The following is a 12,974-nucleotide window of genomic DNA, read 5'->3' as shown; positions in this document are numbered from 1 at the left end:
CAGCGTGTGCGGCACGTGCGCTTGGTGCGTGTGCTCGGTACGTGTGCCCCCCGGACGGACATCGTGCCCGACACCACTGACAGCGGGCCGCCCCCCCCGAGGGCTAGGGCGTGCCGTCCGCCGACAGCCGGCGGGTGATCCGGTCGAAGAGGTCCGTCAGCGGCTCCCCGATGTCCCGGCCGAACCCGGTCAGCCCGTAGGTGACCTGCGGTGGCGTCGTCGGCTCGACCTTCCGCCAGACCAGGCCGTCCGCGACCAGGACGCGCAGGGTCTGGGCGAGCATCTTCTCGCTGATGCCCCGGATGCTCTCGCGCAGTTCGTAGAACCGGAGGTCGTTGCGGCGCAGGGAGATCAGCACCCAGACGCCCCACCTGCTGGTCACGTGGTCGACCACGTCCCGCGCCAGGCAGTCGGTGTGAAACACGTCATACCGCTCGCCGGTCTCGACCCGCCTGTGCTGCACGCCTTCCGTCATGTCATGAGCTTACCTCCAGGTATGCCCTTACCCAGAGTTAGTCCGTGCTCCTAGCGTGAAGGTCCACAGAGGACATCCGAGAAGGAGCTGGACATGATCGTGGTGACCGGGGCGACCGGAAACATCGGGCGGCCGCTGACGCGGGCGCTGGCAGCGGCGGGCGAGCAGGTGACGGCGGTGTCACGGCACCCGGCGGCGGTGCCGGACGGCGTGAACCACCTGGTGGCCGACCTCGCCGATCCGGCCGGCCTGCGGCCCGCGCTGGCCGGGGCGAAGTCGCTGTTCCTGCTGCTCTCCGGCGACCTGCACGCCCTCGGCGCCCACCCCGCCGACATCATCGGCGAAGCCGCGGGCGCCGGGGTCCGCCGCATCGTCCTGCTCTCCACGCTCGGCGTGGTGACCAGGCCCTTCGGGGCGACGCGGATCGCGATGCGGGCGCTGGAGGACACGGTGCGGGAATCCGGCCTGGAGTGGGCCGTGCTGCGGCCCGGCGGCTTCGCCTCCAACGCCCTGTGGTGGGCCGAGTCCGTCCGTGCGCGACAGGCCGTCGCCGCGCCCTTCGGCGACGTAGGTGTGCCGGTCGTCGACCCCGCGGACATCGCCGAGGTGGCGGCGGCCTGTCTGCTGGAGGACCGGTACACCGGCGGCGCGTACGAGCTGACGGGCCCGGAGGTGATCACTCCGCGCGGGCAGACGGAGGCCCTCGCGGCAGCGCTCGGCACGCCCGTGGCCTTCCACGAGCTGACCCGCGACGAGGCCAGGGCCGCGATGGCGCGGAGCATGCCGGCGGAACTCGCCGACGACACCCTGGACATCCTCGGCAACCCGAGCCCGGCCGAGCTGCGCGTCAGCCCGGACGTCGAGCGCGTCCTCGGCCGCGCCCCGCGCCCCTTCGCCGACTGGGCCGCCCGCAACGTCACCGCGTTCCGCTGAGACCGGCCGCACCGGGACGCCGTACCAGGGCCGGGCGCTAGAACACGTCGCGCAGGGTCTCCAGGAGGCGGGCGATGTTCGCCTCGTCGCGGCGGTAGTAGGTCCACTTGCCGCGTCGGGTGGCGACCACCAGCCCTGCCTGCCGCAGCATGGTGAGGTACTGGGAGGTGGTGGACTGTCCCAGGCCCATGCGCCGCTGGATGTCGGTCACGCAGACGCCGATCTCGACGTCCTCGGCCTCCTGGCCGGGGAAGCTCATGGGGTCCTTGAGCCACACCAGCATCTGGCGGCGGGCGGGGTTGGACAGGGCCCGGAATACGGACAGCAACTGCTCTTCCGAGAACACGGCGTGATCGTAACCCATTCTCATATTGACGATTCGCGATACGACGATTTATCTTCGCCGTATGTCCTCTTCGATGCGTGTGATGGAACTCGTCCGTTTCGGTGGCGCGGACACCGCGTTCGCGGCACGGGAACTGCCCATGCCCAGCCCTGGGCCCGGCCAGCTGCTGGTGAGGGTCATGGCCACCTCCGTGAATCCCCTGGACCTGCAGACCCGCCGCGGCGACTACCGCGACCAGGTGGCGCTGCCGGCGGTGATCGGCAACGACGTGTCCGGCGTGGTGGTCGAGACCGGCACGGGGGCGGGCGACTACCGGCCGGGCGACGAGGTCTGGTACTTGGCGCCGGTGTTCACCGGTCAGGGGACCTATGCCGAGTTCCACGTGGTCGACCAGGCCCTGGTCGCCCGCAAGCCCTCCCGCTTGTCGCATGTCGAGGCCGCCGGTCTCGCTCTCGTGGGGGTGACGGCGTGGGAGGCGCTGGTCGAACGGGCCGGAGTGCGGGCCGGGGAGCGGGTCCTGGTGCACGGCGGCGCGGGCGGGGTCGGTTCGGTCGCCATCCAGGTCGCACGTGCGCTGGGGGCCGAGGTGGTCACCACCGCGCGGGCGAGGGATCACGACTTCGTCACCCGGCTGGGAGCGGACGTCACGATCGACTTCTCGGCCGGTGACTATGTGCCGCAGGTGCAGGCCCTGGGCGGGGTGGACGTCGTGCTGGACACGGTGGGCCGGGACACCCTCACCCGCAGTCCGCTGGCTCTGGCCGACCGAGGCCGCGTGGTGTCGATCGTGGACATTCCCGAGCCGCAGAACCTCCTCGCCGCTTGGGGCGTGAACGCGACCTACCATTTCCTCTTCGTCAGTCCCGGCCGGGCGAAACTGGAGGCCCTCGGCCGTCTGGTCGACCAGGGCGAACTCCGGCCGGTGATCGGCGCCGTGCTGCCGCTGGCCGACGTCGCCCACGCCCACAGCCTCTTGGAAGGCGGCTCCGCCGACGAAGGACGCCAACGCCCGCGCGGCAAGATCGCTCTCGCCGTGCATCCCGTGGACGAGACCCCGCACGCGGCGGCGGCCCGTACCTGAGGAATGGGGCGCCTCGCGCACCCGTTGTCTCCTCGTATGACCGAAACAACTGCGGTAGTGGCGGGCGCCTATGGCGGTCCCGAGGTCCTGTCGGTGATCGATGTCGCCGTCCCGGAGCCGGGGCCGAACGAGGTGCGGATCACGGTCCGCGCGGCCGGCGTCAATCCCTTCGACTACAAGTCGTACAGCGGTGCCTTCGGTGTCGATCCGGGGAGACTGCCGGTCCGGCTCGGTGTCGAGGCGGCGGGCGTGGTGACAGCGGTCGGTGCCGACGCGATCGGCCCCGCGGGTCCGATCGCGGTGGGTGACGAAGTGATCACCTACTCCGCGCCGGGTGCCTACGCCGCCGAAATCGTCGTGCCCGCCCCGTCCGTGGTGCCGAAGCCCGTCGCCCTGTCCTGGGAGCAGGCCGGCGGGCTGCTGGCCGCCGGGGTCACCGCCGTACACACGCTTGAGGCGATCGGCCTGGGCAAGGGCGAGACGGTGCTGATCCACGGTGCCGCGGGAGGCGTCGGTCTCGTGGCCGTCCAGCTCGCGGTGGCACGCGGCGCGACTGTAGTGGCCACGGCGAGCCGGGCCAAGCACGACCTCCTGCGAGAGCTGGGAGCGATCCCGGTCGTCTACGGGCCGGGGCTGGCGGACAGGGTGCGCGCGGTGGCGCCGGAGGGCGTGCACGCGGCCGCCGATCTCGTGGGCACCGAGGAGGCGGTGGACGTCTCCGTGGAGCTCGTGCCGGACCGCTTGCGTATCGCCACCATCGCGGGCCACGAGCGCGGGGCTCGCGCGGGAATCAAGCTCCTGGGTGGTGTGCCGGGCGCGGATCCCGGTACCGAGATCCGCCAAGCCGCCCGCCTGCAGCTCACGGAAGCCGCGACAGCAGGCCGCCTGCGCATCGTGATCGCGGACAGCTACCCCCTGCGCGAGGCCGCCACCGCCCACCGCGAGATCATGGCCGGCCACACCACGGGAAAGATCGTCCTGGTCCCGTAACCCGTTCCTGTTTCCCGCACCGCTGAAGCCACACCGCGAGCGGCCGCCCGCGCGCTCACCGGTCCCGGTACGCAATGGATCGGGTGCGTGGGCGGCATGCGACCAGCTCGTCAGGTGTCCATGTCCTCGTTCTTGGCGCTCCATTCGATCAGCGGATGCAGGACACGCATCAGGCTGGCGCCCCGTTCGGTGGGCCGGTACGTGATCTGGACCGGCGTCGTCGGTACCACGAGCCGCTCAATGAGCCGGTGGCCCTCGAGCTCACGCAGGCGCTGGGACAGAAGGTGGTTCGAGATTCCGGGGATCCGCGCTCGGTAGTCGACGAATCGGCGCGCGCCCCGCATCGCCGCCAGGAGCACCGCGGCGCTCCACTTCTTGCCCACGATCTCGACCGAGCGCTGAAAACTGCGGCACACGTCGTCGTCGATGTGTTCATAGCCCGCTTCCGGGCGGCTCTGGCCCGCGGTGGCGGAGGAGTCATCGGGCTGTCGGGGACCGGTCATACGGTCACGATACTGGAGCGTGTCACTTTTGATGACCTGGTCATGTCCCGCTTGTCGCCTGTGATCATCGCCGTGCAGCCTTGGCCCATGAACGCACACTCGGCCTGTCAGCACGCGCTATGAACTACGGGCACGCGCTGAGGTTCGGGCTGCACCTGCCCTCCGACGCCGACTGCGGACCCGGCCGGTTGGTCGAAGTGGCGGGCCTGGCCGAGCAGTGGGGACTGGACTTGCTGGTCGTCCCGGCCGGAACCGCCGGCGACGATCTCGAACCGTCGACTGTGGCGGCCTGGATCGCCGGGGCGACGGTCTCTCTCGGACTGGTGCTGGAGGCACGCCCCGACACCCTCCATCCGGCGATGCTCGCGCGAGTCGTCGCGGGCCTGGACCGGCTCACCGAAGGCAGGGTCGAACTGGCTTTCCGGGCGGGCCCGTCAGCCGCCGCGTCCGGGACAGCCGATTCGGTCGCGGCACTGGGTGAGGCGATCGCCGTCGTCCGCGAGCTCTGGAATGTCCTCGACCGTGGCCTCGGCCGGTTCACCGGCCGCTTCTACCGTCTCGCGGGAGCCGAGAAGGCCGCGCCCGCGCACGACGTGCCGATCTCCATGGACGGCCAGGGCCAGGACCTGCTCCGGCTGGTCGGACTGCGGGCTGACGAATGGTCGACGGGGTGCGACGCCGCCACGCTGACGCAGGGCAACCGCGCAGTCGACGAGGCGGCGCGAGGGGCAGGCCGCGATCCCCGCGAGATCCGGAGACGGGTCACGATCCGCGGTGGCTTCGGCGAGCGGACAGGCAGGTTCACCGGGACCGCCGCGGACTGGGTGAACGACCTGCTGCCACTCGTCGTCGAGCACGGGGTGGGCACCATCGTGCTGGACACCGAGGAGCGAGACGTCGCGGCAGGCTTCGCGAGCGAGGTCGCCCCGGCCCTGCGGGCGGCCGCGGACGCGGTGCTTTTGCGCGGATGGTCGGGCGCGCGGGTCCGGCGGTCCGCCGTGCGCGCCAGGCGCCGGCCGGGGATCGACTACGAGGGCGCTCCGCCGGAGATGGCCGAGGTCGTCGAGCCCGGTGATCCGGCCTACGCCCAGCTGCGGTCCGGGTACCTGCGCGGCGGTGCGCCCGGCATCATCCTGCGGGCGGCGACGAACGAGCAGGTGACACAGGCGCTCGCGTTCGCCCGCCGGCATCCCGGCGTGGCCCTGTCTCGGCGAAGCGCCGGACACGGGGTCTCCGGCCGCTCCACCAATGACGGCGGGATCGTCATCGACGTGTCACTGATGAATGCGATCGAGGTGCTCGACAGGAAGACACGCCGGGTGCGCATCGGCCCGGGTGCGCGCTGGGCCGAGGTGGCGGCCGCACTGGAGCCCTACGGCTGGGCGTTGAGTTCGGGCGACTACGGGGGCGTCGGGGTGGGCGGCCTCGCCACGGCGGGGGGCATCGGGTACCTCGCGCGCGGGCACGGACTGACCATCGACCGCCTGCGGGCCGTGGAGATGGTGCTCGCGGACGGCTCCGTCGTGCGGGCCGACGATTCGGAGAACCCCGATCTCTTCTGGGCCGTGCGAGGGGCGGGCGCGAACTTCGGGATCGTCACTGCCTTCGAGTTCGAGGCCGACGACGTGGGCGCGGTCGCCTTCGCCCGGCTCACCCAGGACGCGAGCGACCTCGAGCGCTACCTCGTCGAGTGGGGCCGGGCGGTCGAGGACTCACCGCGAGACCTCACCAGCTTCGTCATCGTGCCGCCCCCGCGCGGCGGACGACCGGCGCTCGCGGTGAGCCACACCATGGTCGACTCCTCGGACCCGGAGACCGTGCGCGCCCGGCTGGAGCCGCTGGCCGCGATCTCAGCGATGTACGCCCAGGACATCGTCATCACCTCGTACGCGGCCGTGATGGACAACGCGAGCGACGACCCACCGGTCTCCCAGGGTGAACCGGTCTCACGCAGCGGTCTGCTCCGGCACGTGACCCCGCAGTTCGCCGCGGCGGCGGCTCACATGATCCGCAGCGGCGCGATCGGATGGTTCCAGCTCCGCTCGGTCGGCGGCGCCGTCGCCGATGTTCCCTCGGACGCCACGGCCTACGCCCACCGCGACGCGAACTTCTCGCTGGTGGTGATGGGCGGTGCCGACGAGGTGGTCGACCGGGCCTGGGCCCGGCTGAGCCCCTTCCTCGACGGCCTCTACATCAGCTTCGAGTCCAGCCTCCGGCCCGAGCGGATCGCCGCGGCCTGGCCCCCACGGACCCTCTCGCGTCTGCGTGAGCTGAAGAGCGTCTACGACCCCGAGGGCGTGTTCGGCGACAACTTCGCCCTCACGCCCGCCGCGAACCACCCCGGAGGAAGCACCCCATGAGCGACTACGGCCACGAACTGTGGTTCGGCAGCTTCATCACCCCCACCGCCCGCCCGCCTCAGGCGCCGGTCGAGCTGGCCCAGACCTCCGAGAGGGCCGGCCTCGACCTGGTCAGCTTCCAGGACCACCCCTACCAGTCGGCGTTCCAGGACACCTGGACCCTGATGTCGTACGTCGCCGCACGCACCGAACGGATCCGGATCAGCGGCAACGTGCTGAGCCTTCCGCTGCGGCCCCCGGCCGTGCTGGCCCGCGCCGCCGCGAGCCTGGACCGGCTGACCGGCGGGCGAGTCGAACTGGGCATCGGCGCGGGCGCGTTCTGGGACGGCATCGTCGCGATGGGAGGCCGCCGGCTCGAACCGGCCCAGGCCGTGCGGGCGGTGGAGGAGGCCGTGAAGGTGATCCGGGGGCTGTGGGCCACCGACGAGACCGGGCCCCTCCGTGTCACCGGGGAGTTCTACACCGTGAACGGCGCCAAGCGCGGCCCGGCACCCGCCCATCGCATCCCGATCCGCATCGGTGCCTACAAGCCGCGCATGCTCCGGCTGACGGGCAGGATCGCCGACGGTTGGCTGCCCTCCCTGGGTTTCCTGCCCGAGGGCCCGGCATCGCTGCGCGCGATGAACGAGCAGATCGACGAGGCCGCCTCCGCCGCCGGCCGTGAGCCCGCGGCGGTCAGCCGCCTGCTCAACCTGAGCGGCCGATTCACGTCCGGCGCCGGCGGCGGCCTGTTTCAGGGGACTCCCGACGACTGGGCCGAACAGATCGCCGACCTCGCCCTGCAGTACGGCGTATCCGGGTTCATCCTCGCCTCGGACGAGCCTGCCGACCTGAACCTCTTCGGTCGCGAGGTCGCGCCGCGCGCCCGCGAACTCGTCCAGTCCGAACGCGTGACGTGATGCGGTGCGCGCGTGGCGGGCCCGGTGACGGAGCTGCGACAGCGGCAGCGCCGACGGAGCTGTTCGGACGCCGCGAGGAGGCCGCGGTTCTCGACGGGCTGCTTGCGCAGGCCCGCGGCGGGAGCGGTGGCGCGCTCGTGGTGTGGGGCGAGCCGGGTATCGGCAAGTCGGCTCTGCTTCGCCACGTGTACGGCCAGGCCGCGGACTTCGTCCGGCTGAGCCACTCGGCCACCCGGCCCGAGTCGGACCTGGCTTTCGCGGGGCTGCACGGGCTGCTGCGACCGTTGGCCGATCGTGTCGAGCTGCTGGCGACGGCCCAGGCCGCCGCTGTGCGTACCGCGCTCGGGCTGAGCGGTGAGCCGACGGACCGCCTGGTGGTCGGGGCGGCCGTGCTGTCGCTGCTCTGCGGACTCGCCGAGCGGCAGCCCGTGCTCGTCGTGGTGGACGACGGGCAGTGGCTCGACGAGGCCACCGCGCTGTGCCTGGGGTTCGTCGCTCGACGCGTAGGAGCGCATCCCGTGGTCGTCGTGCTCGCCGATCACAGCGATCCGGCCGCCCGGCCCTGGGAAGGCGTGGCCGACATGCGGGTCGACGGCCTGAGCGACGAGAGCGCGCGGCGGCTTGTGGCGGCCGTGGCGCCGCTCACCGACGAGGCGACGACGCGGAACATGGTCCGGGAGGCCGGGGGCAACCCCTTGGCGCTGCACGAACTGGCCACGCTCGGGGGCGACCTCGACGACGCCGAGCATCGCCGGAAGCGAGGACGACCGCCCGTCGGGCCGTGTCTGCAGCGGGCTTTCCGTGCCGGGATCGAGGCCCTGAGCCCTCCGGCGCAGTTGCTGACCGTGCTCGCGGCGGCCGAGGAGCACGGCGACCGGCTCACGGTGCAGCGGGCCGGACGTGCCTCGGGTGCCGGTGACGCCGTCTGGGAGGAAGTGACCAACGCGGGCCTGCTCCACGTGGCGGGCAACCGCGTCGGTTTCCGGCACCCCGTCGTGAGCAGAGCCGTCTACGAGGGCTGCGGTGCCGCGACGAGGCGCCGGGCTCACCGCGCCCTGGCCGCCACGATGCCGGACGAGGCGGAGGAGCGCGCATGGCATCTCGCCGCCCTGGCCCACGGACGCGATGAGGACGTCGCGCGGCTCCTCGAACGGACCGCCGCCCGCTCCCGGCTCCGCGGGGCCACGAACACGGCGGCACGGGCGTGGTGGCGGGCCGCCGAACTGTCGGCCGCACCGATCGACGCCTCACAACGCCTTGCCGAGGCGGCCAGGGCTTCCTGGGACGCCGGGTGGGCAGCCACGGCGGAGCGCCTGCTCGATGACGCGGAACGGCTGGCCCCCGGCGCTCACGTCGCCCGGCGGAGCCGGGGTCTGCGGGGGATCATGGAGTTCGCCCGGGGCATGCCCGAGATGGCGCACCACTTCCTGATCACCGACATGCAGCGCGTCCCGGAACCGGGAACGGCGCTGGAACTGGGCACGCTGGCCATGCGCGCCGCCTGGTCCGTCGGACGCGGCGACCTGCGGGACAGAGCGCTGGAACTGCTGCTCGAAGACGACGTCGCGGGCCGGACCGGATTACCCGGCACGCTTGCCTGGTGGAGCGACGACGTGTCCGCCGACGCGGCGCCGGCGGACACCCCCGACCTAGGTGATGCCGCCGCGCGGGCCCGTACGACCATCCTGCCGTTGCTGCCGCCGACACCCCTCGCCCTGGCCTGGGGGATCGACGAGCCGATGGCGGATGCGCTGCGCCGCCGGTTGCCGCACCTGCGGCGGCGCAGCGAGCGCGCTCGGCTCGCCGCCGCCCTGGCCCAGACCGCGATGCTCGACAACGCTGCCGGCCGCTGGCCGCAAGCGGAGTCCTCGGCCGCGGAGGGACTGCGGCTGGCCCAGGACCTGGGTGCCGACCACATTGCCTCCCACTGCCGCACCAGCCTGGGCTGGCTCGCCGCGGCGCGTGGTGACGAACGCGCCGTCGCGGAGGCCACCGCCAGGACTCTGGAGACGTCACTCCCGCAGGGCGTCCGCGCGCTGAGCGCCGCCGCGTACTGGAACCGCGGCATGGCCTCGCTGTTTCGCGAGCGCCCCGAGGAAGCCCTGGACATCCTGGTGCGCCTGACCGAGCCGGGCCATGGCGCGGAACACCCGACCTTCGCGCTCCTGGCCGCTCTCGACACGGCCGAGGCGGCCGTGCGCGTCGGCAGAAGCGACCTCGCGGACGAACGGGTACGGGTGCTCGAAGCCTGGGCGCGGCGCACGGGAGCGCCGTGGGCCCGCTGTGCCGCGCACGTCACGCGCGGGCTCCTCGGCGGCGCCCGGGCCGAGGGTGCCTTCCTGGCCGCACTCGACGTGCCGGGTGCCCGATCCCACCCGCTGCTCCACGCGCGCGCTCAGTTGTCCTACGGCGAGTGGTTGCGACGGGGCCGCCGACGGACCGATGCGCGCGTCCAAATCGGCGCCGCCTTGGAGGCGTTCGACCGGCTCGGTGCCGAGCCGCTGCGCCAACGCGCGCAGCGCGAGCAGGACCTCACCGGAGCGCCGGGACGCCGGGGAAGTTCGGATACCGGGGCAATGAACCGGCTCACCGCCCAGGAACAGCGAGTCGCCCAACTGGCCGCCGAACAGCTGACGAATCGCGAGATCGGCGTACAGCTGCGGATCAGCCACCGCACCGTGGGCCACCACCTCGGGAACGTGTTCGCCAAGCTCGGCATCAACACCCGAACCGAGCTGAGCGACCTCCACGCCGGTTGTGAGCCGCCGTGAGCGCAGGGAGGCCGCGGCGGAGCGGGCGCGCGACGCCTCCGGCGGAAACGACGGATTGCCCGCCCGATTCGCTCACCGGCCCTGCTTTGTAGCGTCGCTGACGTTGTCCCGCGTACCCGCGGCGAAACGCCGTGCGACGCATGACGAGAGGTCACCTCATGCCCAAGTCCGAAACCCTGCCCCACGCGCGCCACTACATCGACGGGCAGTGGCAGGACTCCGGCTCACGCGGCGAGTCACGTAGCCCCGCGACCAACGGCCTGCTCGGCACCTTCGCCGACGGCGGTGCGCGGGAGGCGAGGGCCGCCGTGGCCGCGGCCCGAAGGGCCTTCGACTTCACCGTCTGGTCCCGCGACCGTCACCGGCGTGCGGCAGCGCTGCACGAACTGGCCGACCGGCTCGAGCAGCGCAAGGACGAACTGATCACCCTCCTGGCGCGGGAGAACGGGAAAGTGCTTTCCGAGGCGGCCATCGAAGTCGAAGGCACCATCCCCAAGCTCCGCTACCACGCGGCGCTGGCCCTCACCGACTACGGCAGGGCCGGCGAAGTACGGCCCGGCATGTACTCGATGACCCTGCGCGAAGCCGCGGGCGTCGCCGCGGTGATCGTGCCGTGGAACTCACCGGTCATCCTCTCGGCGCGTTCCTTCGCACCCGCCCTGGCGGCCGGCTGCACCGTGGTCATGAAGATGCCGGCGCAGACCGGCCTGGTCAACGGAGTGCTGAGCGAGATCATCGCCGACACGCCGAGCCTGGACCCGGGCGTGTTCAACGTCTTCACCGAGAGCGGCAACGCCGGGGCTCCGGAGCTGGTCTCCTCCCCGGACGTCGACGTGCTCAGCTACACCGGCTCCACCGCGGTCGGCCGCGTGATCATGGAACAGGCCGCCCCGACGCTGAAAACGCTGTCCATGGAGCTGGGCGGAAAGACGCCGATGCTCGTCTTCGACGACGCCGATCTGGACGCCGTCGTGCCCGTGCTCACCAAGGCCGTCACCATGTTCGCGGGCCAGTTCTGCATGACGGGCAGCCGGATACTGGTCCAGCGCGGCGTGGCCGACGAACTCCGGCGGCGGCTCGTCGCCGTCCTCGAGACGGTCCGGGTCGGGCCCGGCGACGACCCCGCCAGCGAGATGGGCGCCATGATCGACGAAGGGAACGCCCAACGGGTCGAACAGACCGTGGCCGCCGCGGCCGACTACGCCACCGTCCTCGTGCGGGGCAAGCGGGATCGGGCGCTCCTCGGCCCGTCCCTGATCGAGGTCGCCGACGTGTCCTCGCCGATCGTGCAGCGCGAAGTGTTCGGGCCGGTCGCCACCTTCGAGGTGTTCGACTCCGAGGCCGATGCCGTGGCGCGTGCCAACGCCACCGAGTTCGGCCTGGCCGCGAGCATCTGGACCCGTGATGTCGACCGCCCCCTGCGCGTCGGCCGCGAACTGCGGGCCGGGACCGTCTGGACCAACACCTGGGCCATGATCCACGACCAGTTCGAGGAAGGCGGCTTCAAGCAGTCGGGAGTGGGCCGCCTGAACGGCATCCGCGGGATCGAGGAATTCCAGGAGACCAAGCACCTCGTGCATGTGGCACCGCAGCTCTGACAGCTCTCGACGGCGGAATGAGAATCGATGACCGAGACGGACGACGTCGGCCCGGCCGACGTCACCCTGCTGACCGCGCGCGCTGTGGAACCCGGCTACGAGCAGGACTTCCGGGAGTGGTTCGGGCGGGTGACCGACACCGCCTCAGCGTTTCCCGGACACCTGGGGGACGGGCTGTTCCGGCCTGCCACGGCCGCCGGGCCATGGGTTCTGATCCACCGGTTCCGCGACCAGGAGTCCGCGCGGCACTGGACGGCGTCACCTGAGCGGGCCGCACTGTTCGACCACTGCGAGGGCCATCATCAGAGCGAGGTGGCGCGTCGCGAACTCTCCGGAATGGAGACCCTGTTCACCACTGTGCACGACACGCCCACGACGGCGCCGCCTCGGTGGAAGATGGCGCTCGCCGCCTTCGCCGCCGTACTCCCGATCTCCCTGATCGGCAACGGTCTTCTGGGGCCGGCGCTCCGTGCTTGGCCGCTTGTGGCGCGGGTGCTGATGCTCGCGCTGCTGTTCAGTACGTTGATGACGTATCTGATGATGCCGGCTGTGACTCTCGTCCTTCGCCGTTGGCTCTATGCCGCCACCTCGACCGCGCGCGAGGGACCGACGCGATGACGCGGTCCCGGGGCGGACCGCGCCGTCTTGCGGAGCGGCTTTCAGCGGGACAGTCCCATGATCCCCGGCACGGATCTCCCGCAGCGGCTGGTTGATCACGGTGGCGGGGTCGCATGCGGAACCCCGGACGGGCACCGCGACGGGAAGTACGCCGTCCGCGCGGCGGGCCGCCCGGCGTGCGCAACTCGACGAGCGCGGCCGGGACGCCGCCGGCGAGGGCGTCGATCACCGCTTGCGTGGCCTTCTTCCCCAGGGAGCGGTCGGGCTCGCGGTAAGCGGCCATCATGCGCTGGTGGACGCCCCAGGTCGCCTCGACCTCGACGTGCTCGAAGATGGCGAACAGCGCCTCGAGACGCGCGTGCTGGCAGAGTCCTTCGACACGGTGCGGGACAGCTCTGAG

The 12,974-nt window shown here is 72.0% G+C and carries 11 protein-coding genes and 1 pseudogene; 8 read left to right on the top strand and 4 right to left on the bottom strand.

All coding sequences use genetic code 11. From position 1 onward, the window contains the following. Positions 1-103: 103 nt before the first annotated feature. Entirely contained in the window at positions 104-475 is a 372-nt protein-coding gene (locus ACGH52_RS11630) for a helix-turn-helix domain-containing protein (RefSeq protein ID WP_076974018.1), read from the bottom strand. 93 nt (positions 476-568) lie between these two features. On the opposite strand from ACGH52_RS11630, the gene ACGH52_RS11625 reads away from it, so the two are divergent. Then, the gene (locus ACGH52_RS11625; protein WP_399938872.1) at positions 569-1,408 is read left to right on the top strand and encodes an SDR family oxidoreductase; all 840 of its coding nucleotides are present in this window, start codon (positions 569-571) and stop codon (positions 1,406-1,408) included. A gap of 37 nt (positions 1,409-1,445) precedes the next feature. Here ACGH52_RS11625 and ACGH52_RS11620 read toward each other — a convergent pair whose 3' ends face one another. Beyond that, the gene (locus ACGH52_RS11620; RefSeq protein WP_052840251.1) at positions 1,446-1,754 is read right to left on the bottom strand and encodes a helix-turn-helix transcriptional regulator; all 309 of its coding nucleotides are present in this window, start codon (positions 1,752-1,754) and stop codon (positions 1,446-1,448) included. A 61-nt stretch (positions 1,755-1,815) separates the two neighbouring features. On the opposite strand from ACGH52_RS11620, the gene ACGH52_RS11615 reads away from it, so the two are divergent. Both ACGH52_RS11615 and ACGH52_RS11610 read left to right on the top strand, forming a co-directional pair. Next, on the top strand, positions 1,816-2,835 hold the full coding sequence (locus ACGH52_RS11615; RefSeq protein WP_052840040.1) for a zinc-binding dehydrogenase: 1,020 nt from the start codon (positions 1,816-1,818) through the stop codon (positions 2,833-2,835). 57 nt (positions 2,836-2,892) lie between these two features. Beyond that, on the top strand, positions 2,893-3,825 hold the full coding sequence (locus tag ACGH52_RS11610; protein ID WP_121701558.1) for an NADP-dependent oxidoreductase: 933 nt from the start codon (positions 2,893-2,895) through the stop codon (positions 3,823-3,825). Positions 3,826-3,935: 110 nt separating this feature from the next. Here the strand turns inward: ACGH52_RS11610 and ACGH52_RS11605 are convergent, their stop codons facing one another. Next, entirely contained in the window at positions 3,936-4,328 is a 393-nt protein-coding gene (locus tag ACGH52_RS11605) for a helix-turn-helix domain-containing protein (RefSeq protein WP_121701557.1), read from the bottom strand. A 119-nt stretch (positions 4,329-4,447) separates the two neighbouring features. On the opposite strand from ACGH52_RS11605, the gene ACGH52_RS11600 reads away from it, so the two are divergent. The 5 genes from ACGH52_RS11600 (at position 4,448) to ACGH52_RS11580 (ending at position 12,574) form a co-directional block, all read left to right on the top strand. Next, on the top strand, positions 4,448-6,688 hold the full coding sequence (locus tag ACGH52_RS11600; protein ID WP_399938870.1) for an FAD-binding protein: 2,241 nt from the start codon (positions 4,448-4,450) through the stop codon (positions 6,686-6,688). Further along, complete coding sequence (locus ACGH52_RS11595; protein ID WP_210977564.1) at positions 6,685-7,587, top strand: LLM class flavin-dependent oxidoreductase; 903 nt, start codon at positions 6,685-6,687, stop codon at positions 7,585-7,587. The genes ACGH52_RS11600 and ACGH52_RS11595 overlap by 4 nt, the downstream gene beginning before the upstream one ends. Continuing rightward, entirely contained in the window at positions 7,587-10,358 is a 2,772-nt protein-coding gene (locus ACGH52_RS11590; RefSeq protein WP_399938868.1) for an ATP-binding protein, read from the top strand. The genes ACGH52_RS11595 and ACGH52_RS11590 overlap by 1 nt, the downstream gene beginning before the upstream one ends. Positions 10,359-10,516: 158 nt before the next feature. Next, the gene (locus ACGH52_RS11585; RefSeq protein WP_399938867.1) at positions 10,517-11,956 is read left to right on the top strand and encodes an aldehyde dehydrogenase family protein; all 1,440 of its coding nucleotides are present in this window, start codon (positions 10,517-10,519) and stop codon (positions 11,954-11,956) included. Positions 11,957-11,983: 27 nt separating this feature from the next. After that, a complete protein-coding gene (locus ACGH52_RS11580; RefSeq protein WP_399938865.1) occupies positions 11,984-12,574 on the top strand; it encodes an antibiotic biosynthesis monooxygenase in 591 nt (196 codons plus the stop codon). Positions 12,575-12,743: 169 nt separating this feature from the next. Here the strand turns inward: ACGH52_RS11580 and ACGH52_RS11575 are convergent. Next, positions 12,744-12,938 (bottom strand): annotated as a pseudogene (locus ACGH52_RS11575) (ISL3 family transposase); the annotation flags it as partial. Positions 12,939-12,974 lie beyond the last annotated feature (36 nt).

This window comes from Streptomyces sp. BBFR25, from assembly GCF_044590125.1.
GTDB lineage: Bacteria > Actinomycetota > Actinomycetes > Streptomycetales > Streptomycetaceae > Streptomyces > Streptomyces canus_D.
Note: the sequence above shows the minus strand (reverse complement) of the source record. Positions and strands in the feature narration are given on the sequence as shown.

Coding starts and splice junctions, on each gene's coding strand:
- ACGH52_RS11630 (WP_076974018.1), bottom strand. CDS start 475: ATGACGGAAGGCGTGCAGCACAGGCGGGTCGAGACCGGCGAGCGGTAT.
- ACGH52_RS11625 (WP_399938872.1), top strand. CDS start 569: ATGATCGTGGTGACCGGGGCGACCGGAAACATCGGGCGGCCGCTGACG.
- ACGH52_RS11615 (WP_052840040.1), top strand. CDS start 1,816: ATGTCCTCTTCGATGCGTGTGATGGAACTCGTCCGTTTCGGTGGCGCG.
- ACGH52_RS11605 (WP_121701557.1), bottom strand. CDS start 4,328: ATGACCGGTCCCCGACAGCCCGATGACTCCTCCGCCACCGCGGGCCAG.
- ACGH52_RS11600 (WP_399938870.1), top strand. CDS start 4,448: ATGAACTACGGGCACGCGCTGAGGTTCGGGCTGCACCTGCCCTCCGAC.
- ACGH52_RS11595 (WP_210977564.1), top strand. CDS start 6,685: ATGAGCGACTACGGCCACGAACTGTGGTTCGGCAGCTTCATCACCCCC.
- ACGH52_RS11590 (WP_399938868.1), top strand. CDS start 7,587: ATGCGGTGCGCGCGTGGCGGGCCCGGTGACGGAGCTGCGACAGCGGCA.
- ACGH52_RS11585 (WP_399938867.1), top strand. CDS start 10,517: ATGCCCAAGTCCGAAACCCTGCCCCACGCGCGCCACTACATCGACGGG.
- ACGH52_RS11580 (WP_399938865.1), top strand. CDS start 11,984: ATGACCGAGACGGACGACGTCGGCCCGGCCGACGTCACCCTGCTGACC.